The sequence below is a fragment of the Amycolatopsis sp. NPDC023774 genome (genome assembly GCF_040639695.1).
Lineage (GTDB): Bacteria > Actinomycetota > Actinomycetes > Mycobacteriales > Pseudonocardiaceae > Amycolatopsis.
Genome location: NZ_JBFAAJ010000001.1, coordinates 263,248 through 285,890 on the forward strand (window position 1 = coordinate 263,248; position 22,643 = coordinate 285,890).

Sequence of the window (22,643 nt, forward strand, 5' to 3'; positions counted from 1 at the left end):
CAGTACTTAAACTTAGACACAAAATGTTACCGCTGTGTTATTGACGTGACCCGAGTCACCCGGGTTGACTCCTCCTGTCGCGCGGCCGGACCGAGCTCTGAAGAGCGCGGGCGGAATCCGTAGCACCAGGACCTAGGAGGACGAATGCGAGTGAAGCGCTCCGTCGTCGCAGCGCTCGTCGCGGTGGTGGCAGCCGCGGTGCTCGCCGCTTGCGGCGGCAGCTCGAGCAGCGCGGGTGGCGGCGGCAACGCCGCGGCCGTGCTGAACGTCGGCATGCCGAACGGCCCGCAGGCCGAGAACAACAACCCGTTCCTGGAGACCTCGGCGGCTGCGTCGCTCGGGTACCGCTACGTGATCTACGAGCCCCTCGTGATGCTCAACCGCGTGAAGCCGCAGGAAGCCGGCAAGCCGTGGCTGGCCACGAAGTGGGACTGGTCGGACAACTACAAGAAGCTGGTCCTGACCATCCGCGACGGAGTGAAGTTCTCCGACGGCACGCCGATGACCGGCGACGACGTGGCCTACACGTTCCAGCTGTTGCGCGACAACAAGGCGCTGAACATCGACTCGGTGCCCTACAAGGACATCACCGCGAGCGGGAACCAGGTCACCCTGGGCTTCGACACCTCGCAGTTCGTGAACCAGGTCAAGATCCTGCAGACGATCGTGGTGCCCAAGCACATCTGGTCGCAGATCAAGGACCCGTCCACCGACCTCGTGAAGAACCCGGTGGGCACCGGCCCGTTCACGCTGAAGTCGTTCACCCCGCAGACGATCACCGTGAGCCAGCGCACCGGCTACTGGCAGCAGGCGCCGGCCGTCAAGGAGATCCGCTACACCTCCTACAACGACAACAACGCGCAAGTCGCCGCCCTCACCAGCGGTGCGGCCGAGTGGAGCTTCGTCTTCATCCCGAACTACAAGACCGTCTACGTGAACAAGGACCCGCAGCACTACAAGCTGTGGTTCCCGGCCCAGCTCGCCGTGCACGGACTGTGGTTCAACACCGAAAAGGCGCCGTTGAACAACGCGAAGCTGCGCCAGGCGATCAACAAGGTCATCAACCGCGACGACATCTTCAACCAGGGTGAGGCCGGCTACTTCTACCCGAAGAACGACCAGGTCACCGGCATCCCGACGCCGGCGGGTGACTCGTTCATCGCGCCGCAGTACAAGGGCCAGACCGTGAAGGTCGACGTGCCGGGCGCCAAGGCGCTGCTCACCGGCGCGGGGTTCAAGTACAACGGCAACCAGCTCGTGGACCCGACCGGCAAGCCGGTGACCCTCAAGCTCACGGTGCCCTCGGGCTGGTCGGACTACATCACCGACCTCGAGATCATCAAGGACAACCTGGCGCAGATCGGCATCACCGCCACCGTCGAGAAGATGAACCAGGACGCGTGGACGAAGTCCGTCGACACCGGTGACTTCGAGGGTCTGCTGCACTGGACCAACGACGGTGCCACGCCGTACGACCTGTACCGCGACGTGATGGACGGCAACCGCTACAAGCCGACCGGCCAGGGTGGCATCAACGGCAACTACGGCCGCTACAAGAACGACCAGGCGACGCAGGCGCTCGAGACCTACGCCAACGCCGCCGACGACGCGAGCCGCGCCACCGCGATGAACACGCTGCAGCAGATCATGATCGACCAGCAGCCGATGGTCCCGCTCATGGCCGCCAACTCCGGCGGCGAATACAGCACCAAGCACTGGACGGGCTGGCCCGACGAAGCCAACCCGTACGGCCCCGCGCAGCCGACCCTGCGCAACGCGCTGGACATCGTCATGCACCTGAAGCCCGCGGCCTGATCTATGGCCGAGGACAACGCAGTGGCCACCCGGGAAGCCGCCACCGCCTCGCCCGAGGCGGGGGTGGCCTCCCCGGCCGGCGAGATCGAAACCGGGTCCTCGGACACGATCGTGCTCGAGGCCTCCGGGCTGACCAAGCACTTCCCCGTGCGCAAGCGCGGGCGCGAGGCACTCACGAAGGGCCGCCGCAGCGTTCAAGCCGTCGACGACGTCGACCTGGTCCTGCGGCGCGGCCGCGTGACCGCACTGGTGGGCGAGTCCGGCTCGGGCAAGTCGACCGTCGCGCGGTTGCTCGCCCAGCTGTACCCGCGCACGAGCGGCGACATCCGCCTGCACGGCAAGTCCACGACCGTGAAGGGCGGCAAGGCGTTCCGCGCCTATTGCCGCCGGGTGCAGATGATCTTCCAGGACCCGTTCGCGTCGCTGAACCCCGTGCACACCGTGCGCTACCACCTCACGCGGGCGCTGAAGATCCACGACCGCGCGGGCAAGTCCGACGCTGACCTGGAGCAGGCGCTGCACGAGCTGCTCACGCGGGTGCAGCTGACCCCGCCGGAGCGCTACGTCGACAAGTTCCCCCACGAGCTGTCCGGCGGCCAGCGCCAGCGCGTCGCGATCGCGCGGGCGCTCGGCGCGGACCCCGAGGCACTGCTGGCCGACGAGCCGGTGTCCATGTTGGACGTCTCCATCCGCCTCGGTGTGCTGAACCTGTTGCGAGACCTCAAGGAACGCCTGCACCTGGCGATCCTCTACATCACGCACGACATCGCGTCGGCCCGCTACTTCGCCGACGAGACGCTGGTGATGTACGCCGGGCGCATGGTCGAAGGCGGCGACTCCGAGACCGTGACGCAGCAGCCCGCGCACCCGTACACGCGGCTGCTGATCGAATCCGCACCGGACCCCGACCGGCTCGATCCGGGCACGCAAGCCGAGCCGGGCGAGGCACCGAAGGAGAAGGGTTCCGGCGAGCCGCCGAGCCTGATCGCGCCGCCGTCGGGCTGCCGGTTCCACCCGCGCTGCCCCGTGGCGATGGAACGCTGCAAAACCGACCTGCCGCCGCGGTTCGAGGTGGCCGACGCCCCCGGCCACTGGGCCGCGTGCTGGCTGTACGACTCGGCGGTGCGCCCGTGAGGTACCTGCTCCAACGGCTGGGCTTCTACCTGTTCACCGCGTGGGCCGCCGTCACGATCAACTTCTTCATCCCGCGGCTGATCCCGGGTGACCCGGTGCAGTCGCTCATCACGAAGAACCAGGGCACGCTCAGTGCGGACGCGATCCAGTCGCTGTACGTCCTGTTCGGACTGGACAAGAACGAAAGCCTGATCACCCAGTACTTCCACTACTGGGCGCAGCTGTTCCGCGGCGACCTCGGGCTGTCGTTCACCTTCTTCCCCTCGCCCGTGTCCGAGGTGATCGGCGACAGTCTGCCGTGGACGATCATCCTCGTCGGGTTCACCACGGTGGTGGGCTTCTTGATCGGCACCGGCCTCGGCGTGGTCGCCGGCTGGCGGCGCGGGTCCTGGGTGGACGGTCTGCTTCCGGTGACGACGTTCCTGTCGTCCATCCCGTACTTCTGGCTCGGCCTGATCGCGATCACCCTGCTGGCCGGCCCGGGCAGCTTCTTCCCGGCGTCCGGCGGCTACGACCCGGGCCTGGTGCCCGGGTGGGGCGGCGACTTCATCGGCAGCGCGATCCAGCACAGTCTGCTGCCGGCGATCACCATCCTGATCAGCTCGATGGGCAGCTGGATCCTCGGCATGCGCAACATGATGGTCACCGTCGCGTCGGAGGACTACATCACCGTCGCGCACGCCAAGGGCCTCAAGGAACGCCGCGTGATGGTGAGCTACGCGGCCCGCAACGCGCTGCTGCCGAGTGTGTCCGGTTTCGCGCTGGCGCTGGGCTTCATCGTGGGCGGCACGCTGCTGGTGGAGATCGTGTTCTCCTACCCCGGTGTCGGCTACGAGCTGTTCCAGGCCGTCGGTTCACAGGACTACCCGCTGATGCAGGGCATCTTCCTCATCATCACGCTCTCGGTGCTGGTGGCGAACCTGCTGGCCGACGTGGCCTACCTCGTGCTCGACCCGCGCACCCGGAAGGAGGGCTGAGCCGTGGCACTTCCCGCAGCCGACCTCAAGGCCGCCGCGCCCGAGCCGCTCCCGGCCGACGCGATCGCCGGGCCCGCAGCCAAACGCCGGCGCTTCCGGTTCCTGACCGGCGGCAAGACGATCACCGGCCTCGTGGTGCTGGCCTTCTTCGTGGTCATCGCGGTCATCGGGCCGTGGATCGCGCCGTTCGACCCGTCCGCGCGCAGCAATGACCTGCTCGAATCGCCTTCGGGCAAGCACTGGTTCGGCACCACGCACCTCGGCCAGGACATCTTCAGCCAGGTCATCGTGGGCACGCGCAGCGTGATGCTCGTGGGGCTCACCGCCGGCATCGTGGCGACCATCCTCGCCGTGGTCGTCGGCGTCACGTCCGGCTATCTCGGCGGGACACCGGGTGAGGGGCTGTCGGCACTGTCCAATGTGTTCCTCGTGATCCCGGCGCTGCCGCTGATCATCATCATCGGCACGGCGCTGCCCAGCGGCGGCGACTACCTGGTGGCCGTGATCATCGGGTTCACGTCGTGGGCCTGGGGTGCGCGGATCCTGCGAGCGCAAACACTTTCGTTGCGCCGTCGCGAATACGTCGAGGCCTCGCGCGCGAGCGGCGAGTCGACAGGGCGGATCATCTTCTTCGAGATCCTGCCGAACCTCACCGCGGTGATCGCGTCCAGCTTCGTGGGCACGGTGGTGTTCGCGGTGATGTCGGAGATCACGCTGGCGTTCGTCGGCGTCTCCAGCTTCTCGGAGTGGAACTGGGGCACGATCCTGTTCTGGGCTCAGAGCCAGCAGGCGCTGGCGCAGGGCGCGTGGTGGTGGTTCGTGCCGGCGGGGCTCGCGATCGCGATCCTCGGCACCGCGTTGTCGCTGCTGAACTTCGGTATCGACGAGTTCGTGAGCCCGCGGCTGCGGTCGAGCGGCAAGACCAAGGCGAAGAACGCCGAGGGCAAGACAGTGCGCCTGCGCGTCGGCTTCACGCCCGTGCTCGGCCGGGAGAAGGAATGAACGAACCCGTACTCGAGATCAAGGGCCTGGACGTCGACTACGGCCTCGGCGCCGACGCCGTGCATGCGGTGCAGGACGTGCACCTGACGTTGCACCGCGGCGAGGTGCTCGGCCTGGCCGGCGAAAGCGGCAGCGGGAAGTCGACTTTGGCCTACGGCCTGACCCGGTTGCTCCCGCCGCCGGGAGTGATCCGCGGTGGCAGCGTGGTCTACCACCCCGGTGACGGCGAGCCGTACGACGTGCTGAAGCTGACGCCCAAGCAGCTGCGCGACTTCCGCTGGGCCGAGACGTCCATCGTGTTCCAGGGCGCGATGAACTCGCTCAACCCGGTGCACAAGGTGTCGGTGCAGCTGATGGACGTGATCAAGGCCCACGACCCGCGCAGCACCAAGGCGGCGCGGCTCGCGCGGGCGCGCGAGCTGCTGCGCCTGGTGGGCATTGCGGCCGACCGGCTCGACGCGTACCCGCACCAGCTTTCCGGCGGCATGCGCCAGCGCGTGATGATCGCGATGGCGCTGGCGCTGGAGCCGCGCGTGGTGATCATGGACGAGCCGACGACGGCGCTCGACGTGGTGATGCAGCGCCAGATCCTGGCGCAGCTCGTGGAACTGCGCGAGCGGCTGGGCTTCTCGGTCCTGTTCATCACCCACGACCTGTCGCTGCTGGTGGAGTTCTCCGACCGCATCGCGATCATGTACGGCGGTCGGATCGTCGAGCAGGCCCGCGGCGTGGACCTGTACCGCGATTCGCTGCACCCGTACAGCGATGGCCTGCTGCACTCGTTCCCCGCGTTGCGCGGGCCGCGTCGTGAGCTCACCGGCATTCCCGGCTCGCCACCCGACCCGCGGTCGCTGCCGGTCGGGTGCGCGTTCTCGCCGCGGTGCCCGCACGCGTTCGACCGCTGCACCACCGAGGTGCCGGTGCTCGGTGTGCCCGCCGACCGTGCCGATCCCGCGCGCACCGTGGCGTGCTGGCTGCACCCGGCCGACCCCGTCGCCGCCGTCAAGTCGTAGATAAGGAGACCCCTTGACCGAGACCACCGACGCTGCGACCCGCGAGCAGCAGGCGCTGATCGACTCGCTGCCGCCGGACTTCCGGTGGGGCGTGGCGACGGCCGCGTACCAGATCGAGGGCGCGGTGGCCGAAGACGGGCGCACACCGTCCATCTGGGACACCTTCTGCCGGGTCCCGTGGGCGATCGACAACAACGACAACGGCGACGTCGCGTGCGACCACTACCACCGCATGCCCGAGGACGTGGGGCTCGTCAAGGAGCTCGGCGCCGACACCTACCGCTTCTCCGTCGCGTGGCCGCGGGTGCAGCCGCACGGCAAGGGCCCGGTCAACGAGGCCGGGATCGGGTTCTACGACCGGCTCGTGGACGAGCTGCTGGCCAAGGACCTCGCGCCGTGGCTCACGCTGTACCACTGGGACCTGCCGCAGGAACTCGAAGACGCGGGCGGCTGGCCGGCCCGCGACACGGCGTACCGCTTCGCCGACTACTCGATGCTGGTGTTCGACCGGCTGAAGGACCGGGTGCGGCACTGGACCACGCTCAACGAGCCATGGTGCTCCGCGATGCACGGCTACGTGCACGGCGTGATGGCCCCCGGCCGGCGCGACTTCGCGGCCGGCATGAAGGCCATCCACCACCTGCTGCTCGGCCACGGCCTGGCCACGCAGCGCATGCGCGAGGCCGCGCCCGAGAGCACGCAGTTCGGCATCACGCTCAACATGGGCACGTCCGACGCGGCGTCCGACAGCGAACTCGACCGCGAGGCCGCGCGCAACGCCGACGGCATGGGCGTGCGCGTCTACCTCGACCCGCTGGTGCGCGGCGAGTACCCGGCGGATGTCGTCGCGGACATGGCTGCTCGCAGTGCTTCACTGCCCATTGAGGACGGTGACCTGGCGGTGATCTCGACGCCCTTGGACTTCCTGGGCGTGAACTACTACTTCGGGCAGCAGTACTCCGGCGTCGACGAGCAGGGCCGCACTGTCGGCGAAGACGGCTTCCCGGTGCAGCGCGCCGTGCCGTTCGGTGAGCCGACGACGGCCATGGGCTGGGAGATCCTGCCGGGCAAGTTCACCGAGCTGCTCACCCGCCTCGGCCGCGACTACCCCGGTTTGCCCATGTACATCACCGAAAACGGCTCCGCCTTCGACGACACGCCCGACGCCGACGGTTTCGTCCGCGACGAGGGCCGGACGGCTTATCTCGCCTCACACCTGGCGGCGGTGGCTGCCGCGCGGTTGGAGGGCGTGGACATCCGGGGCTACTTCGCGTGGTCTCTGCTGGACAACTTCGAGTGGGCGTACGGCTATGCCAAGCGCTTCGGCCTCGTGCGCGTGGACTACGAAACGCAGGTGCGCACGATCAAGCAGAGCGGCCTGTTCTACCGGGACACGGTGCGGCGGGTCCGCGGTTCCTGACTCACCCCGGGGCTGAAGAGAAGGGCGCCCGCGCTACCCGCGGGCGCCCTTCGGCGCTGGGTGACAGGCGAAAACACTGCTCACTGAACGAGTTTCACACCGTGTCGCTTCCCGGTTGCCGGCCGAGGTAGTAGCCCAGGCGCTTTTCGTAGTCACCCGCCTGGTTGCGTCCGGCCGCGATCGCCGCCGGCAGCCTGCGCTGGGACCCGGGCCAGCCGAAGGATGCGAAGTAGCTGTCGTAAGAGGATTTGAGGTCCTCGGCCGACGGCAGGGTGTAGCGGTTGACCTGTTGTTTGACCGCGGTGATCGAGTCCTTGTCGAACGAGGCGATCCGCCGGGCCAGGGTGTCCACCAGCCCGTCGAGCTCGATGTCGAGGACGGTGCGGTTGACCCAGCCGTACCGCTCGGCCAGCTCTCCCGAGTAGTCATCGCTGGACAGTGCGACTTCGAGCGCCCGTGCTCGCCCGAGCAGCAGCGGCAGGTGCTCCAGCCCGCCGCCACCGGGCAGGTTGCCGTTCGCGGTCTCGGGCTGTCCGAACAGCGCCCGCTCGCTGGCGAAGCGCATGTCCATCGCCAGGGAGAACTCACTGCCCACACCCCCGACCCGTCCCCGGATTTTCGCGATCGACACCACGGGCAGGCGTGACAGGCGGGTGCTGATGTCGATGACCAGCGGGTAGCCGGTCGCGCCCAGGTCCTTCGGTGTCTCGGCGACCCGGGAGGTGTCGTAGTGGTTGAGGAAGTAGTCCGGGTTGGCCGACTCGACACCACCACCCGCAACTCGCGCGCCGCCTCCATCCGGCTGACCAGCTGCGGTAGTTCGGTGAGCATCTCCGGGGTGACCAGGTTGATCGGCGGGCTGTCGAACGTGACTCGCCACAGACGGGGGGTCTCGGCGGTCACGGAGAAATGAGTCCACTGCTTCACGGGTGGCCTTCTTCCTTGTCCGGCACAGTGGGGGACCATGGTTGGTCGACACAGCGTTCGACACAGCGTTCGACACAGCGTTCGACACAGCGTTCGACACAGCGTTCGACACAGCGTTCGACACAGCGTTCGACACAGTGGGTCAGGCGACCTCGGCGAGCCGCACGGGTGGACCGTCGGCACCGGGGCGGGTCCACTCGGTTCTTTCGGCGGTCAGGGATTGCTCGCACGTGGTGCACCAGTCCGCGGACCGGGTCGGGCAGCCGCACCCGGTGCAGGTGATCGCCATCGGCCTCGCCCATTCCGGCGCGGCGGTGTGCGCGGCACCCCACAGTGCCAAGGCATGCAGTACAGGCAGGGCGTCGCGCCCGGCGTCCGTCAGGCGGTACTCGACGCGCGGTCGGACCGACCCGCTGTAGGGGACGCGCGTGACCAGGCCGGCCTCGGTCATGCGCGTCAGCCGGGCCGACAGGACCTTGTCGGCCACGCCCAGCGCCACGCGCAGGCGCTCGAACCGGGTGTTGCCGGTGAACAACTCGCGCATGATCACCAGCGTCCACGCATCTCCGAGCACGTCGAGGCTGCGGGCGATCGGGCACGCCTTGTCCGACCAAACCGACCGGAGTGGCACGGGATTTCCTTCCCTCAAGAAAGCTAATAGGCGCACCGTAACCCCCTCCTTGACAGGTCGCAACAAGAGGGACGAGGTGCCGGGACGGTGGCGCCTCGTGTCGTGGCGGCCCAGCTGGGATCCAGGCGTCGGCGATCGACCGTGGGGGTGGCTGCCGACAAGCCGGCGCGGCAGGTGCGGATCGATCCTTCTGCCTCCGCGGTTCCGCACGGTTTCGCCGCGTTCCCCGCGCGCCGTCGCGCACCTCAGCCAGGCCACGCACCCGCACCGGAAGCCGAGCCGGGCGCACTGAAACGGGTACTCGTGGGCGCACGAAAATCAGCCCTGAGCTGCGAGAATCGCCAAGCCCGACCCCGTGGAGGGTAAGGCTGCCCCCACCTCCGCGACGCCGGTCCGCACCATCGCTGCGGCGTGTGGCCGGCCATAACGTCGAACGCATCAGGCGCGACGACGACAGGGAGAGCGATCATGACGGCGACGAACCTGCGACCACCGCGAGTGGAGCACCCACCGGCGGGGCGGCCGCGGCGCACGCGCCGCCCGTGGATCGGGGTACTGGGGCTGGTCGTGGTGGCCTTCCTGGCCTACGGGCTGCCGCCGTACCTCGCGCTCGACCCGGCGCAGTCGCGCGTGCCGGCCCCGGCCGGCTTCGGCGCGCACTACTGGTTCCTCGTGGGCCACGTCGTGTTCGGCTCGATCGCGATGATCTGCGCGGTCGTCCAGATCTGGCCGTGGGTCCGCCGCCGCTTCCCGGTGCTGCACCGCTACTCGGGCCGCGCGTACGTGTTCGGCGGCGTGCTGCCTTCCGGCGTGATGGCCCTGACGATCGGCGCGGTCAGCCCGTTCGGCCCCGCCACGCGAGCCAGCGACGTCATGCTCGCGGTCATCTGGATCGGCTGCACCTGGGCCGGTTACCGCGCCGCCCGCGACCGCCGCTTCGGCGACCACCGGCGCTGGATGATCCGCAGCTTCGCACTGACCATGTCGATCATCCTCAACCGGATCGTCTCGCCGACCGTGATCATCATCTTGGAGCCCCAGATGGCCACCACGTTCGGCGGCAGCGAGGTCGCGTTCATGCAGTCGGTCGCGGCCATCGCCGCGTGGGTGAGCTGGACGGTCGCGCTGCTCGGTGCCCAGCTGTGGCTGGAGCGCAAGCCGAAGAAGGCCGCCGCCGCCTAGGCTCGGCCCATGCGTCTCGGCCTGCTCTACCCGACCAGGAACGCCGGCGAGGACGACTTCCTCGACCTCGCCGGCAGGCTCAGTCCCCCGCTCGGCCTGGCTGTCCGGTACTTCCCGTGGCCGTCCGATGTGGACGACGTGGGGGTGCTGGACCTCGCGGAAGTCACCGACGCCGTCCGCCGCCTGGGCTCGGACGCGCACCTGGAAACGGCCCTGCGTGACCTCGAGCCGTTCGACGCGGTCGCCTTCGCCGTCACCAGCTCCAGCTTCCTGACCGACACCCGGCACCAGCTCGAGACCCTGCACCGTCTCTCCGGCGCCCCGGCCACCAGCACCACCGCCGCGTTCCAGGACGCGATCCGCTTCCTCGGCCTCGACACGGTCTCCCTGGCCTCGGTCTACCACCCGAGCCTGTCGGACGAGTTCATCGCGTGTCTCGAAGCCGAAGTCGTCCACCGCGTCGACGCCTCCGCCGGCTCTGACCGCGAACTCGCCGCGTGGCCGGCCGAGCGGATCGTCGATCTCGTCGCGCGGGCCGCGCACCCGGCGGCGCAGGCCGTGCTCCTGCCGGAGACCGCCCTGCACGCCAACCGCCTCACGGCCGACCTCGAACGGGCCGCCGGTTGCCCCGTCCTGACCGCCACCCAGGTCACCTTGTGGGCCGCCGCACGGCTCGTCGGCGCGCGGCCCACCGCCGAAGGCGCCGGGCCCCTCTTCCGTCCCTAGCGCGGCAGGTTCTCCGCGAACAGCCCGGCCAGCGCGGACCAGTGCCGTTCTGCGGCAGTGAGGTCGTATGTGTCGTTGTCCGGGACCGCGAACCCGTGCTTGGCCGGGTAGGTCTCCAGCGTGTGCCGCACGCCCGCGGCGACGAACGCGCCCCGCAGCCGCTCGAACTGCTCGGGCGGGAACGCGCTGTCGTCCTGCGCCGCGGCGACCAGCACGGACGCGCGGATCCGGTCGGCCAGCAGGTGGGGACTGTCGGGATCTCCGGCGGCGAGGTTGCCGCCGTGGAACGAGGCGGCGGCCGCGACGCGCGACGGATACTGCGCGGCGGCCCACAGCGAAAACCGCCCGCCCATGCAGTACCCGGTCGTCCCCACCAGCGAGCCCGTGATTTCGCCGCGCCCGGCCAGGAAGTCGAGGTACGCCCCCGTGTCGCGCACCGCCATCTCCGCGGTCACGCTCCGCGCGAGCCCGGTCAGCCGCTCGCGTTCTTCCGGCACCGTGAACACCGTGGCGACGTCGAACGGTGCGTACGGCGTGCGGTAGTAGCCGTCCGGCAGGAGGACGACGTAGCCGAGCGCGCAGAGCCGGTCTGCCATCTCGGCGAACGTCTCGCGGACGCCGGCCGCATCGGCGTACAGGATCACCGCGGGGCCCGCGCTCAGCGGTGTGTGCAGCGTGGCCGTGCAGAGGCCGTCCGGCGTGGTGATGGTGACCGCGATCCTCGACATGGCACCGAAGCTACCGGCCACCGCGAACTCGCGGCACCGATATCGCCGAAGGCGGAAACTTCAGGAACGCAGCGACCGCGCGATGATCGTCCGCTGGATCTCCGACGCGCCTTCGTAGATTCGCGGCGCCCGGACCTCCCGGTACAGGTGCTCCAGCAGGTGCCCGCGCCGCAACGCCCGAGCCCCGTGCAGCTGCACCGCCGAGTCGACGACGTACTGCGCCGACTCCGTTGCGAACAGCTTCGCCATCGCCGCCCGACCTGCCAGGCCGGTCTCGCCCGCGTCGTAAGCCGACGCCGCGGCGTAGACCAGCAGCCGCGCCGCCTCCGTCCGCGTTGCCATCTCCGCCAACGTGTGCGCCACGGTCTGCTGCTTCGCCAGCGGCCCACCGAAAGCGATGCGCTGACCTGTGTATTCCACGGTCGCGTCGAGCGCGGCCTGAGCCATCCCCACCGCGAACGCCCCGACGCTCGGCCGGAACAGGTCCAGTGTCCGCATCGCGACGGCGAAACCGCGGTTCTCCTCGCCCAGCAGCTCGTCGCGGTGCACACGCACGCCGTCGAACTCCAGCGTGCCGATCGGGTGCGGGCTGACCAGGTCGAGGTGCTCGCCGGTCAGGCCCGCGCGGTCGCCCGGCACGACGAACGCGCTCACGCCCCGCGAGCCGGCGTCCGGCGTCGTGCGCGCGAAAACCGTGTAGAAGTCGGCCTCGGGAGCGTTGGAGATCCACATCTTCTGTCCCGTGAGCCGCCAGCCGTCGCCGTCGGCCTCGGCCGCCAGCTGTAACGCGGCCGCGTCGGAACCGGCGTCGGGCTCGGTCAGCGCGAACGCCGCCACCGCGTCACCCGCCGCCACGGCCGGCAGCCAGCGCGCGACCTGTTCGTCCTTTCCGGACTGCAGCACCGGGTAACTTCCCAGACCCTGCAACGCGAGCGCCGTCTCGGCCTCGGTGTTCACCGACGCCAGCGCTTCTCGCAGCAGGCACAGGTCGAACGCCGCCGCCTGCCGGGTCGGGTTGCCCGCCGAGACGCCGGGGAACAGCCGCGCCAGCAGACCGTGTGAGCCCATGGCCTTGAGCAGCGGCCGGTTCACCGCACCTTCCTCGCCGGCCTCGGCGAGCGGCCGCAGTTGTTCCGCGGCCATGGTACGAACGGAAGCAGTGAAAGCCTGTTGTTCGGGCGTCAGTGCGAAGGCGTTCATCGATCCCTTTCCGGTCGCCAGCGGGCGTGCGCGGTCTGGTGCCCACCGGTGCGTACGAGTTCCAGCCGCGGCTCGGGCCCGTCGGTGCGGCCCGTCTGCGGCCGGCGCTTCCCGGCCGCCCACGGCTTCGGCCACGGCATCGCGTAGCCCTGCTCCGCCGCCGCGTGCAACGTCCACTGCGGATCGTAGAGGTGCGTCCGGCCCAGCGCGCACAGATCGGCGCGGCCGGCGAGGATGAGCGCGTTCATGTCGTCGTACGAGGAGATCGCGCCGACGGCGATCACGGCCGTGCCGTACTTGCGCCCCACCTCGTTGCGGATCCGGTCGGCGTACGGAGTCTGGTAGCTGCGCCCGAACTTCGGCTTCTCCTCGCTCACGACCTGCCCGGTCGACACGTCGACCGCGGCGGCTCCGTGCTCGGCGAACGCCGTCGCGATGGCGACGGCGTCGTCGGCCTCGATCCCGCCGTCGTACCAGTCGCTGGCCGAGATGCGGACCGTCATCGGCCGCTCGGCCGGCCACACCGCGCGTACCGCGTCGAACACCTCGAGCGGATACCGCAGCCGGTTCTCCAGCGAGCCGCCGTACGCGTCCGTCCGCTGGTTCGTGAGCGGCGAGATGAACGAAGACAGCAGATACCCGTGGGCACAGTGCAGCTCCAGCAGGTCGAACCCGGCGCGAGCCGCCGACCGCGCCGAAGCCACGAACTGCTCGCGGATCTCCGCCAGCTCCTCGACGCTCAGCTCACGCGGCGTCTGGCTGTCGGGCCGGTACGGCAACGGCGACGGCCCGCAGACCTCCCAGTTGCCCTCCGGCAGCGGGTCGTTCATGCCTTCCCACATGAGCTTCGTCGAGCCCTTCCGCCCGGAATGGCCCAGCTGCAGGCCGATCTTCGCCGGCGTGCTGTCGTGCACGAAGTCGACGATGCGCTGCCAGGCCTGCTCCTGCTCGTCGTTGTACAGCCCAGGGCAGCCCGGCGTGATCCGCGCCTCGGGAGACACGCAGATCATCTCCGTCATCACCAGGCCGGCGCCGCCGAGCGCCTTGCCGCCCAGGTGTACGAGGTGGAACTCGCCGGGCACACCGTCGACGGCCGAGTACATGTCCATCGGCGACACGATCACGCGGTTGGGCAGCTCCAGCTCGCCGATCTTCACGGGCTGGAACATCGGCGGCGCGGGTGTCGTGCCCAGCGAGCGGGCGAACCACTCGTCGAGCTCCGTGGCGAACTCCGGGTCGCGCAGCTTGAGGTTGTCGTAGGTGACGCGGCGGCTGCGCGTGAGCAGGTTGAACGCGAACTGCTCCGGCTCCTGGTGCGTGTACTGCGCGAGGTTCTCGAACCACTCCAGACTCGCCTGCGCCGCACGCTGCGTCGACTCGACGACCGGCTTGCGCTCGGCCTCGTACGCCGCCAGCGCCTCGGGCACGGTGTCCTGCTCGTGCAGGCACGCGACCAGCGCCAGCGCGTCCTCCATCGCCAGCTTCGTGCCGGAGCCGATCGAGAAGTGGGCGGTATGGGCGGCGTCGCCGAGCAGCACCACGTTGTCGTGCACCCAGCTTTCGCAGCGGACGGTGCCGAAGGTGTTCCACTTCGAGTTGTTGGCGAGCACGTCGTGGTCGCCGAGGACCTCGGCGCACAGCTCGCGGATCAGCTCGATGGACTTCTCATCGTTCTCCCCCGGCCCGAGGTCGGTGGCGGCGATGGGTGCGAACGCCTGCTGCCACACGTCCTCGTGCAGCTCGAGGATGAACGTGCTGCCGTCGCGGCCATAGGGGTAGCCGTGGATCTGCATGATCCCGTGGGGCGTCTCGAGCACGTGGAACTTGAAGGCGTCGAAGACGAGGTCGGTGCCGAGCCAGATGTAGCGGCAGCGCCGCGTCTCGACCGTCGGGCGGAACGAGTCGGCGAAGCGCCGGCGCACCCCCGAGTTGACGCCGTCGGCGGCGATCACGAGGTCGTAGTCGCGCGAGAGCTGCTCCGGGTCGGGGGCCTCGGTGCGGAAGCGCAGGTCGACGCCCAGCTCGCGGCAGCGTTCCTGCAGGATCGCGAGCAGGCGCTTGCGGCTCATCGCGGCGAAGCCGTGGCCGCCGGACGTGTGGACCTCGCCGCGGTAATGCACGTCGATGTCGTCCCAGCGCGCGAACTCGCGGCTCATGGCCTCGTGGACCTGCGCGTCGGCGTGCTCGATGCCGCCGAGCGTCTCGTCGGAGAACACCACGCCGAACCCGAAGGTGTCGTCCGGCGCGTTGCGTTCCCAGACCGTGATCTCGTGGTCGGGCCCGAGCTGCTTCGCGAGGGCGGCGAAGTACAGGCCCGCCGGGCCGCCGCCGAGAACCGATATCCGCACGAGAGCAAGGATATGTCGTCTGGCATACGATCGTCAAGAATGCGATACATGAGCTAGACTTCCGCGACATGGAGCGCATCAACCCGCCCGAGCTGGGCCGCCCGTCCGGTTTCTCCCACGCCGTCTCCGCAACCGGACAGCTCGTGTTCCTCGCCGGACAGACCGCGCTCGACGCCGAGGGCAAGATCGTCGGCGACGGTGTGGTCGAGCAGTTCTCCCAGGCGCTGGGCAACTTGCTCACGGCTCTGCGCGCGGCCGGCGGCGAGCCGGCGGACCTGTGCAGTGTGACCGTCTACATCGTCGACATGGACGACTACAAGGCCCACGCGCGCGAGATCGGCAAGGTGTGGAAGCGCCTCGCCGGCACCGAGTACCCCGCGATGGCAGGCATCGGCGTGAGCCGACTGTGGGACGTCGAGGCGCTGGTGGAGGTGCAGGGGTTCGCGGTGCTCAGCCGCTGAGGACCTGCAGCAGGTACTCGCGGGCCGGGGCTTCGAGGCGTTCGTGGAGCGAGAAGAACACCTCGGCCGCGCGGATGCCCGACCAGTCGGCGGGCAGCAGCTCGACGGGCAGGCCCGGGTCGAGGTAGGGCATGCGGCGCCACCCGGTGAGCACGCGCACGTAGTCGGCGAACGCCTCGTCGCCGGGTACGGTGCGGCGGCGCTTCCAGCGGCCGAGCACGGGGGCGTGCTCGTCGAGGAACGCCGTGTACAGCTCGTCGAGCTGGTCGAGGTCCCACCACTCGCGCACCTTGTCCTGCGCGTTGCCGAACGCCAGGTGTTCGGCGCGGAACAGGTCGGCGTAGCTCGCGAGGCCCAGCCGCGTGAGCGCCTCCGCCGTGACCTGGTGCAGGTGCGCGGGTGCGATCCACACGCCGGACGACGCGGTGCCGAAGCCGAGGCGCGCCAGCTGCGTGCGCAGGACGTGGCGCTTGTGGCGCTCGGTCTCGGGCACGGAGAACACGGCGAGCAGCCAGCCGTCGGCCAGCGTCGCGCGGTCGCGGCGGAAGATGCGGTCGTCGCCTTCGCGCAGGATCGCCAGCGCGGTGTCCGACAGCTCGTAGCCTGCGGTCCCGTCGCGCCGAACGGCCTCGAGGATGCTCCGGCGCTTGAGGCGCGAGATCGACGAGCGCACCGCCGGCTCGTCGACGCCGAGCGCCGCGAGCAGGTCGATGAGCGACGCCACGGACAGCCAGCCACCCTCGATGCGGTGGTAGAAGCCGTATACGGACACGATCAGCTGTCGAGGCTGGGCGGCACGCCCGGCGTCGAGCTCGGTTGACTCCGGTACGGCCGTCACCTGGTCACCATAACAACCGTCGGCCATGACTGCGGGTACCATTTGGCGCGCGATGGTGAACCTGGGTGAAGCACCGCTGTTCGGCCGGTTGACCCGCCGAGGCCGGCTCATGGCGAAACGCACCTGCGACCGCAGGGGCCACGCGTTCGTCCTCGGCCGATTCCTCTTCCGCACCCCCACTGCCTGGGAATACGCCGCCGCGGTGGCCTCCGGCAGCGATCCGGCCGCCCAACGCTGGCTCGGCTGGCTCGCGGACTCGGTCATCGCGGAACCGATGCGATCCGAAGCCCTCCGGGTGACACCCGGCACCGGGCCGGCTTGGACCTATCCGGATCCGCAGTCCGTCGACGTCGTGGCCATCGATCTGCGGGAGAACCGGTGCGCCGGGCTGGTCAGCGTGCACGCCGGCGAGAACGGCGGCCCGGAGACCGGCGGCTACCTCGCGCCGGCCTATCGGGGCCGCGGCCTGGGACGGGACCTGTTCACGGCAGGGTTGGTGCTGGCGCATTCGCACCTCGGGCTGCCGCGGGTCCGGGCAGGGGCCGAGGTGGGGAACGTGGCCAGCGGACGGTCTCTGGAGGCCGCGGGGATGTGGCGAGCCGCTGGGCCGCCCCGGTACACCCTGCCGAACGGACGGGTGAGCGAGGCTTGGTGGTACCAGCACGACGCGCCACGGCCGCATCGGTGTGAGGGGCCGCAGGCGCAGTGGTTGTCGGTGTAGATGAGTGCTGCGGTTGTCCGCACCCTCCCGTAGTTGTGGATAACTCGACCCCTGCCGGCGCTTTCCGCCGGTTTCGTCGGTGGTGGCCGGTAAAATGGACGTGGGGACGCCCCCTCAGGGAGGGCGGGGGCCATGTCGGCCGGGGTCGGCGGCACCACACTTCGGCCGGCGCCGATGCTTCCCCGCCCTACCGTTCGCGGCATGGATTCCCGAGAGCTCCTCACTGAAGCGCCCGTGCCGCCGGTCGAAGTGAATGTGGCCTGGTTGCGCGCGATGGTGGCCAGGTTCAGCAGCGGCGAGGACCACGCCAGGCGGCGAAAGCTGGTCGTCGAGGAACTCGCCGGGACAGACCCGGAAGCGCTCAGGAAGCTGGCAGCCGCGAAGCCCCACCAAGGACCAGTCGTGACGCTCGCCGAGGTGCTCGGGTTCGAGGTCGACCCCGGAGACGTCGACAAAGTGGCACGGGCCTACCAGCCCCACTTCCCCGAAAGCGCCGAGGCCGATGAAGCTTGCAAGCGGCTGGTCGAAGCTCTGGGACAACCCGACGAGCGAACCGCCGCCAAAGTCGGCCTACTGGTCCAGGCCGCGGCCACCGAGAACCTGATCAACAGCACCCAAGACCCACCCGTCCCCAGCACCCGCCGCTGGGTCGACGGCGCCGAAGTCACCGTCGATCTCAAGGATTTCCCCTTCGGTGCCGGCCCGCACGCCTGTCCGGGAGAAGCCCACGCCAAAGCCCTCGCCGAGGGAGCCCTCAGCAGCACCCATCCGTGAACTCCAGCGAATAAGCCTTCAAAGTATCGATCACCAATGCCCGCTCGGCAGGCGACAACGGCGCCAACGCCCGCTCCCAGGCCCGTGCCCCCGGCGCCAGCCAGGCGTCCACGGCGGCGCGCTGCGAGGGGCTGATGCTGACGATCGTGCGGCGGCGGTCGGCGGGGTCTTCGGCGCGGACGAGCACGCCCTGGCGCGAGAGGTCGCCGATCATGAGGCTGGCGGTGGTGGGGGCGACCTCGAGGCGGCCGGCGAGCTCGGTGACGGTCATGGGGCCGTCGAACAGCAGAATGGACAGCAGGCACAGGTGCCGCGGTGCCAGGGACAGGTTCGCGAGCTCGGGCGGCACCGGGGTGCGCTTGCCGCGGCCGGCCAGGCGGGGCATGAGCAGCAGCAGCTCGCGCACGCCGTCCTCGAGGCTCGGCCCGGTGGTCATCCCGCTCCTTCGACCAGAACCACGCGAAACACCTTGTCGCGCAAGAGAATACCTCGCGTTGACATCAGTTTTGCATACAAAGTAAGTTTGGTCACAAATCAAACTGGAGGGACACCACTGTGTCTGACTGGAACGACCAGATCATCGAAGAGTTCCGCGCCAACGAGGGCAAGGTCGGCGGGATGTTCGAGGGCGCCAACATGGTCCTGCTCACCCACACCGGCGCGAAGAGCGGGACTCAGCGCGTCGCACCCCTGGTCTACACCACCGACGGAGACCGCTACGTGATCGCCGCGTCCAAGGGCGGCGCGGACACCAACCCGGACTGGTACCACAACCTCGTCGCCAACCCGAAGGTCACGCTGGAGATCGGCACCGAGAAGTTCGAAGCCACGGCCAAGCTGATCGAGGACCGCGCCGAGCGCGACCGCCTCTACGCCGGCATGGTCGCGCACATGCCGGGCTTCGCCGACTACGAGAAGAAGACCACGCGCCTGATCCCGGTCTTCGTGCTCGAGCGCTGAGCACCGCTGAAAAGCGCTCAAACCGCTAAACGCGAGCCGGCACCGGCACCGCGTCGGCAGGAACCGCGGCCCGTGCGGCTTTGCGGGCCTGCCGGCTCGTGAGCAGCCGCTTGCCGGTCGCGATCATCGGCTGTTCCACCCAGCGGTGGATCAGGTCGGCGATCGCGAGGTCGACCAGGAACACCGTCACGGCCGTGACCAGCCGGTTGTGACCCAGCGCCGGCACGGCCTGCACCACCACGAAGTGCACCGGGCCCTGCAGCAGGTACAGCGAATACGACCGCTCGCCGACGAAGCGCATCGGCGCCGTCGAGAGCAGCCAGCGTGCGGGGCCCGGTGACAGCAGCACGATCAGCAGCAGCATGGTGAGCAGCGCATACGCGAGCAGCACCAGCAGGTTCTGCCGCGTCTCGCGCCAGAGCGGGTCGAGCTTCGCGTGCAGCACGAGGAACCCGGCGACGATCGGGATCGCGGCCAGCGGGTGCGTGAACGGCCGCAGCACGGCGAAGCTGCGCCGGTAGTGCAGCAGGATCGCGAGCAGGCAGCCGCCGAGCAGGATGGCGTAGTGGATGCTCGAGCGGTAGATGGCCGTCGGCGAGAAGTCGAGCAGCCAGCCGCCCGTGGTCAGCGGCACGAGCGCCAGCAGCACGGCCATCGCGGCGAGCACCAGCGCGAGCTTGCGCCGCGCGGCGCCGATGCCGATCGCGACCAGCAGGAACGGCCACACCAGGTAGAACTTCTCCTCGATGCCCAGCGTCCACGAGCCGGAGAAGAAGTTGTCGGAGCCGTTGCCGTGCGAGCCGGGGAAGAACTCGTTGAGGAAGGTCAGGTAGTACTTCAGCGCGTGGGGGAAGTCGCGCGCGAGGAACTCGCCGCGCAGCAGCACGAACGCGATGATCCCGCCGAGGATCACCAGGTACGGCGGCAGGATCCGGAACACGCGCCGCACGTAGAAACCGCTCAGCGAGATGCGCCCGGTGCGGTCCTGCTCGCGCAGCAGCAGCGTCGTGATCAGGAACCCCGAGAGCACGAAGAAGATGTAGACGCCCACCCAGCCCGACGGCCACACGAACTTCGGCCCGGCGAAGTGGAAGAACACGACGATCGTCGCGGCGATGGCGCGCAGGCCGTCGAGGCCGGGGAACCTGCGCATGCCGAGGTACTCGTCATGGCTCATCGTTCGCAAGAAATCGACCCCAATCGCCTGGCTGCTGTGGGAGTATAGGTGGACGATCACGGGCACCCGCGCGGCGGGTTCGCGCCCGTGACCTGCGAATTACTCTGGGTGGTGGGGGCTGTGACGCTGCTGGTGATCCTCGTCGGGACGGTACTCGTGGTGGTCGGCGTCGCCGCCGCCCTCGACATCCGGGCGCGCCGGCGCGGTCGCCGCGCCGCCGAAGACGGCTGGGACGCGCTCCGGGAGACTCGCCGCGATTTCCACGCCGCCGAGCTCGCCCGCTACCAGAGCAGCGACCTCTCCTGGCTCGACCGCGTCCGCCGGAACAAGCGCTGACGGAAAGCGGCCGGCGGACCCGAGCAGGATCCACCGGCCGCCTGCGTGAACGCCGGAACTAGCAGCCCTCGCCGATCCGGCCGGCGTAGCGCTGCTGCCACGTCGAGTCGCCCTCGGCCGTGATGACTACGTCGTAGTAGCCGTTCTCGGTCGGCCAGTTCACGATCGCCGGCAGCAGGCCGAGCACCGTGACGGTCTTGGTCCCGCCGCTGAAGTCGTTCGCGGCCAGCTTGTAGCGCATCGGCTTGAGCAGGTTGTCGTTGTGCAGCGTGAAGCGCACGTGCTGCTCGCGCACCAGCAGCGTCGGCTGCAGCAGGTCGGCGTCCACGCGCGGGTCGTGCCCGGACGAGGTGACCTTGCCGGCGAACGAGCGCACGAAGCCGTCGTTGGAATAGATCGAGAACGCGTACTCGCCGCCGGTGGCGGAGGTGTCCCAGGTGTAGGACTGCGACTTGCGCTCGGTGACCGTGAACGGCGTGCTGGTGAACGGCTTGAGCTTGTCCGGGAAGACCTGGAAGCTCACGGCCTTGCCCTTGTCGCCGCCGGCCAGCGTCATCTTCGCCGTGACCTGGCCCTTGTGGTCCTGCGTGACCGTGGCGTGCGGGTGGAAGTTCAGCGGCCGCGGCTTCATGTGGCCGGCCGCGACCTTCACCGGCTGCTCGGCTGCCGGATCCGCGAACGTCGCCGGCCCGGTCTGCGGGTGGGCGAAGTCGAGCGCGCTCGTCAGGTCACCGGCGATCGAGCGGCGCCAGTCGCTGATGTTGGGGCAGGTGAACGGCTTTCCGAGGTGCGCCGCCCACTTCTCCAGGAACTTGATCGTCGACGTGTGGTCGAAGACCTCCGAAGCGACGTAGCCACCGCGCGACCACGGCGAGACGAGCAGCATCGGCACGCGCGGGCCGAAGCCGAGCGGGTACGAGCCGGTGTACTCGCCCGCGGTGCCGGCCTCGGGCCACGGCGGGAGCACGTGGTCGAACTTCCCGTCGTTCTCGTCGTAGTTGAGGATGAAGAGCGTGTGGTTCCAGATATCCGGGTTGCTCTGCAGGATGTCGAGCACCTCTTTGACGTAGCGCTCGCCGTGCAGGGTGTCGGCGTCCGGGTGCTCGGACCAGCCGTAGGGCGCGACGATCCACGAGACGGCCGGCAGCGGGTGCTCGGCGCCCGGCCGGCAGGCGTCGCGGAAGTCCTTCAGGACGGCCTGCAGGTTGGCGTCGGAGTCGTCGTCCGGCGTGGTCTTGCCGGCGTAGTAGGTGGCGTTGCCGCGCCAGATCAGGCCGGTGCCGGGCTGCAGCTTCGGGTCCAGCGGGCTCAGGCCCTTGGGTTCGAAACCCTTGAAGTACTTGAGCTCGTTGTCGCCGTAGTCGCCGATCCACGAGCTGAGGTAGCCCTGGCGGCCGTTGCCGCTGTTGTCGGAGTAGAGGCGCCAGTCGATGCCGGCCTCCTGCAACTGCTCGGGCACGGTGATCCACGGGCGGCTGTAGTTCGACTCGTCCGTGTTGCCGGTCTCGGTGTTGGACGTGCCGCTCCACAGGTACTTGCGGTTCGGGTCGGTCGGGCCGAACTCGGAGCAGAAGTACTGGTCGGCGATCGTGTACTGGGCCGCCACCGAGTGGTAGAAGCTCATGTAGCCGTCGCTGTGGTAGTTCATGCAGCTGGCGCCGTTGTGCTGCACCCACTGGTCCCAGCTGCGGTGCGCGACGTCGCCCCAGGCACCGTGGTCGTTGCCCCACATGCCGTCGTCGACCTTCGGCGTCACGATGGCGCCCGTCTTGTCCTTCTGCTGGAAGACGGTGGTGCCGTCCTGGAACTTCAGCGCCTGCTTGTCGTTGAAGCCGCGCACGCCGGGGAACGTGCCGAAGTAGTGGTCCAGCGAACGGTTCTCCTGCATGAGGATCACGACGTGTCTCAGATCGGACATGTCGCCTCTGAACCCTCGCGGCAGGCCGTTGCCGCCCAGGGTGGCGGCGTCGGCGGTGCCCGCGTCGGCGATCCCGCCGAACATCAGCGCTCCGGCGGCGACGCCCGCGCCCTGCAGGAATCGGCGGCGGGTGGTGCCGGAGTCGGGCTCTGGAGTGGGGATGGTGGGGTCGGCGGACAAGGCAAAACTCCTCACGCGGGGGTCGTGTCGACCGTCGATCCAATCCAGCCGACACCAACGCCGCGTGAACACTTGCGAAGCGATCACTGGCAGGCGGCCGACGGTTGGGGGCAGAAGGCCTCACGCGCCCGCGTCGAGCGCCGGAAACCGCACAAAACGGCCGCTTCGGTCAGGC

22 protein-coding genes are annotated in these 22,643 nt (G+C 69.3%); 13 read left to right on the forward strand and 9 right to left on the reverse strand.

The window, feature by feature from the left end; translation table 11 throughout:
* Positions 1 to 144: 144 nt before the first annotated feature.
* From AB0F91_RS01335 to AB0F91_RS01360, 6 genes are read left to right on the forward strand one after another with little or no spacing between them, the layout of a single operon-like run.
* Positions 145 to 1,815 (forward strand): ABC transporter substrate-binding protein, encoded by a 1,671-nt coding sequence (locus AB0F91_RS01335; RefSeq protein WP_360593738.1) that lies wholly within the window; start codon positions 145 to 147, stop codon positions 1,813 to 1,815.
* A gap of 21 nt (positions 1,816 to 1,836) precedes the next feature.
* On the forward strand, positions 1,837 to 2,949 hold the full coding sequence (locus AB0F91_RS01340) for an ABC transporter ATP-binding protein (RefSeq protein WP_360593739.1): 1,113 nt from the start codon (positions 1,837 to 1,839) through the stop codon (positions 2,947 to 2,949).
* Positions 2,946 to 3,926: an ABC transporter permease gene (locus AB0F91_RS01345; RefSeq protein ID WP_220244519.1), complete on the forward strand. Its 981-nt coding sequence runs from the start codon at positions 2,946 to 2,948 to the stop codon at positions 3,924 to 3,926. Before AB0F91_RS01340 ends, AB0F91_RS01345 begins: the two co-directional genes overlap by 4 nt.
* A 3-nt stretch (positions 3,927 to 3,929) precedes the next feature.
* A complete protein-coding gene (locus AB0F91_RS01350) occupies positions 3,930 to 4,928 on the forward strand; it encodes an ABC transporter permease (RefSeq protein ID WP_360593740.1) in 999 nt (332 codons plus the stop codon).
* The gene (locus AB0F91_RS01355) at positions 4,925 to 5,941 is read left to right on the forward strand and encodes an ABC transporter ATP-binding protein (protein WP_360593741.1); all 1,017 of its coding nucleotides are present in this window, start codon (positions 4,925 to 4,927) and stop codon (positions 5,939 to 5,941) included. The genes AB0F91_RS01350 and AB0F91_RS01355 overlap by 4 nt, the downstream gene beginning before the upstream one ends.
* 13 nt (positions 5,942 to 5,954) lie before the next feature.
* Entirely contained in the window at positions 5,955 to 7,361 is a 1,407-nt protein-coding gene (locus AB0F91_RS01360) for a GH1 family beta-glucosidase (RefSeq protein WP_360593742.1), read from the forward strand.
* Between the two features lie 94 nt (positions 7,362 to 7,455).
* On the opposite strand, the gene AB0F91_RS01365 is transcribed toward AB0F91_RS01360, so the two are convergent.
* Together AB0F91_RS01365 and AB0F91_RS01370 are read right to left on the reverse strand one after the other, a co-directional pair.
* Positions 7,456 to 8,241 carry an enoyl-CoA hydratase/isomerase family protein gene (locus AB0F91_RS01365; protein ID WP_360593744.1) on the reverse strand — a complete coding sequence of 262 codons (786 nt, stop codon included), beginning with the start codon at positions 8,239 to 8,241 and terminating at the stop codon, positions 7,456 to 7,458.
* Between the two features lie 189 nt (positions 8,242 to 8,430).
* Positions 8,431 to 8,919, reverse strand: coding sequence for a helix-turn-helix domain-containing protein (locus AB0F91_RS01370; RefSeq protein ID WP_360593745.1), 489 nt, complete (start codon positions 8,917 to 8,919; stop codon positions 8,431 to 8,433).
* A gap of 468 nt (positions 8,920 to 9,387) precedes the next feature.
* On the opposite strand from AB0F91_RS01370, the gene AB0F91_RS01375 reads away from it, so the two are divergent.
* Positions 9,388 to 10,101: a DUF2306 domain-containing protein gene (locus AB0F91_RS01375; RefSeq protein ID WP_360593746.1), complete on the forward strand. Its 714-nt coding sequence runs from the start codon at positions 9,388 to 9,390 to the stop codon at positions 10,099 to 10,101.
* A 9-nt stretch (positions 10,102 to 10,110) separates the two neighbouring features.
* Positions 10,111 to 10,827 carry a decarboxylase gene (locus AB0F91_RS01380; protein ID WP_360593748.1) on the forward strand — a complete coding sequence of 239 codons (717 nt, stop codon included), beginning with the start codon at positions 10,111 to 10,113 and terminating at the stop codon, positions 10,825 to 10,827.
* Here the strand turns inward: AB0F91_RS01380 and AB0F91_RS01385 are convergent.
* From AB0F91_RS01385 to AB0F91_RS01395, 3 genes are read right to left on the reverse strand one after another with little or no spacing between them, the layout of a single operon-like run.
* Positions 10,824 to 11,555, reverse strand: a complete 732-nt coding sequence (locus tag AB0F91_RS01385) for a dienelactone hydrolase family protein (protein ID WP_360593749.1) — start codon at positions 11,553 to 11,555, stop codon at positions 10,824 to 10,826. The genes AB0F91_RS01380 and AB0F91_RS01385 overlap by 4 nt on opposite strands.
* A gap of 60 nt (positions 11,556 to 11,615) precedes the next feature.
* Positions 11,616 to 12,755 (reverse strand): acyl-CoA dehydrogenase family protein, encoded by a 1,140-nt coding sequence (locus AB0F91_RS01390; RefSeq protein ID WP_360593751.1) that lies wholly within the window; start codon positions 12,753 to 12,755, stop codon positions 11,616 to 11,618.
* The gene (locus tag AB0F91_RS01395; protein WP_360593753.1) at positions 12,752 to 15,103 is read right to left on the reverse strand and encodes a bifunctional salicylyl-CoA 5-hydroxylase/oxidoreductase; all 2,352 of its coding nucleotides are present in this window, start codon (positions 15,101 to 15,103) and stop codon (positions 12,752 to 12,754) included. Before AB0F91_RS01395 ends, AB0F91_RS01390 begins: the two co-directional genes overlap by 4 nt.
* A 68-nt stretch (positions 15,104 to 15,171) precedes the next feature.
* Here AB0F91_RS01395 and AB0F91_RS01400 point away from each other — a divergent pair, with 68 nt between their 5' ends.
* Positions 15,172 to 15,564, forward strand: coding sequence for a RidA family protein (locus AB0F91_RS01400; protein WP_360593754.1), 393 nt, complete (start codon positions 15,172 to 15,174; stop codon positions 15,562 to 15,564).
* Here AB0F91_RS01400 and AB0F91_RS01405 read toward each other — a convergent pair.
* The gene (locus tag AB0F91_RS01405) at positions 15,554 to 16,402 is read right to left on the reverse strand and encodes a PaaX family transcriptional regulator C-terminal domain-containing protein (RefSeq protein ID WP_360593755.1); all 849 of its coding nucleotides are present in this window, start codon (positions 16,400 to 16,402) and stop codon (positions 15,554 to 15,556) included. The two genes, AB0F91_RS01400 and AB0F91_RS01405, sit on opposite strands and share 11 nt — an antisense overlap.
* A gap of 25 nt (positions 16,403 to 16,427) precedes the next feature.
* Here AB0F91_RS01405 and AB0F91_RS01410 point away from each other — a divergent pair, with 25 nt between their 5' ends.
* Both AB0F91_RS01410 and AB0F91_RS01415 read left to right on the forward strand, forming a co-directional pair.
* Positions 16,428 to 17,123 carry a GNAT family N-acetyltransferase gene (locus AB0F91_RS01410; RefSeq protein ID WP_360593757.1) on the forward strand — a complete coding sequence of 232 codons (696 nt, stop codon included), beginning with the start codon at positions 16,428 to 16,430 and terminating at the stop codon, positions 17,121 to 17,123.
* A 132-nt stretch (positions 17,124 to 17,255) separates the two neighbouring features.
* Positions 17,256 to 17,897 (forward strand): oxidoreductase, encoded by a 642-nt coding sequence (locus AB0F91_RS01415; protein ID WP_360593758.1) that lies wholly within the window; start codon positions 17,256 to 17,258, stop codon positions 17,895 to 17,897.
* On the opposite strand, the gene AB0F91_RS01420 is transcribed toward AB0F91_RS01415, so the two are convergent.
* Positions 17,878 to 18,333 carry a MarR family winged helix-turn-helix transcriptional regulator gene (locus AB0F91_RS01420; protein WP_360593760.1) on the reverse strand — a complete coding sequence of 152 codons (456 nt, stop codon included), beginning with the start codon at positions 18,331 to 18,333 and terminating at the stop codon, positions 17,878 to 17,880. The genes AB0F91_RS01415 and AB0F91_RS01420 overlap by 20 nt on opposite strands.
* Before the next feature lie 119 nt (positions 18,334 to 18,452).
* Here AB0F91_RS01420 and AB0F91_RS01425 point away from each other — a divergent pair, with 119 nt between their 5' ends.
* Complete coding sequence (locus AB0F91_RS01425) at positions 18,453 to 18,857, forward strand: nitroreductase family deazaflavin-dependent oxidoreductase (protein ID WP_360593762.1); 405 nt, start codon at positions 18,453 to 18,455, stop codon at positions 18,855 to 18,857.
* 25 nt (positions 18,858 to 18,882) lie between these two features.
* Here the strand turns inward: AB0F91_RS01425 and AB0F91_RS01430 are convergent, their stop codons facing one another.
* Complete coding sequence (locus tag AB0F91_RS01430) at positions 18,883 to 20,034, reverse strand: acyltransferase (RefSeq protein ID WP_360593764.1); 1,152 nt, start codon at positions 20,032 to 20,034, stop codon at positions 18,883 to 18,885.
* A 48-nt stretch (positions 20,035 to 20,082) separates the two neighbouring features.
* Between AB0F91_RS01430 and AB0F91_RS01435 the strand changes: the two genes are divergently transcribed.
* Positions 20,083 to 20,370 carry a hypothetical protein gene (locus AB0F91_RS01435; protein WP_360593766.1) on the forward strand — a complete coding sequence of 96 codons (288 nt, stop codon included), beginning with the start codon at positions 20,083 to 20,085 and terminating at the stop codon, positions 20,368 to 20,370.
* A gap of 58 nt (positions 20,371 to 20,428) precedes the next feature.
* Here the strand turns inward: AB0F91_RS01435 and AB0F91_RS01440 are convergent, their stop codons facing one another.
* Entirely contained in the window at positions 20,429 to 22,468 is a 2,040-nt protein-coding gene (locus AB0F91_RS01440) for an alkaline phosphatase family protein (protein ID WP_360593767.1), read from the reverse strand.
* Positions 22,469 to 22,643 lie beyond the last annotated feature (175 nt).

Bases quoted from the DNA above. Each gene is read 5' to 3' on its own strand.
- AB0F91_RS01335 (WP_360593738.1), top strand. From the start codon at position 145: ATGCGAGTGAAGCGCTCCGTCGTCGCAGCGCTCGTCGCGGTGGTGGCA.
- AB0F91_RS01355 (WP_360593741.1), top strand. From the start codon at position 4,925: ATGAACGAACCCGTACTCGAGATCAAGGGCCTGGACGTCGACTACGGC.
- AB0F91_RS01375 (WP_360593746.1), top strand. From the start codon at position 9,388: ATGACGGCGACGAACCTGCGACCACCGCGAGTGGAGCACCCACCGGCG.
- AB0F91_RS01380 (WP_360593748.1), top strand. From the start codon at position 10,111: ATGCGTCTCGGCCTGCTCTACCCGACCAGGAACGCCGGCGAGGACGAC.
- AB0F91_RS01385 (WP_360593749.1), bottom strand. From the start codon at position 11,555: ATGTCGAGGATCGCGGTCACCATCACCACGCCGGACGGCCTCTGCACG.
- AB0F91_RS01390 (WP_360593751.1), bottom strand. From the start codon at position 12,755: ATGAACGCCTTCGCACTGACGCCCGAACAACAGGCTTTCACTGCTTCC.
- AB0F91_RS01400 (WP_360593754.1), top strand. From the start codon at position 15,172: ATGGAGCGCATCAACCCGCCCGAGCTGGGCCGCCCGTCCGGTTTCTCC.
- AB0F91_RS01410 (WP_360593757.1), top strand. From the start codon at position 16,428: ATGACTGCGGGTACCATTTGGCGCGCGATGGTGAACCTGGGTGAAGCA.
- AB0F91_RS01415 (WP_360593758.1), top strand. From the start codon at position 17,256: ATGTCGGCCGGGGTCGGCGGCACCACACTTCGGCCGGCGCCGATGCTT.
- AB0F91_RS01420 (WP_360593760.1), bottom strand. From the start codon at position 18,333: ATGACCACCGGGCCGAGCCTCGAGGACGGCGTGCGCGAGCTGCTGCTG.
- AB0F91_RS01430 (WP_360593764.1), bottom strand. From the start codon at position 20,034: ATGAGCCATGACGAGTACCTCGGCATGCGCAGGTTCCCCGGCCTCGAC.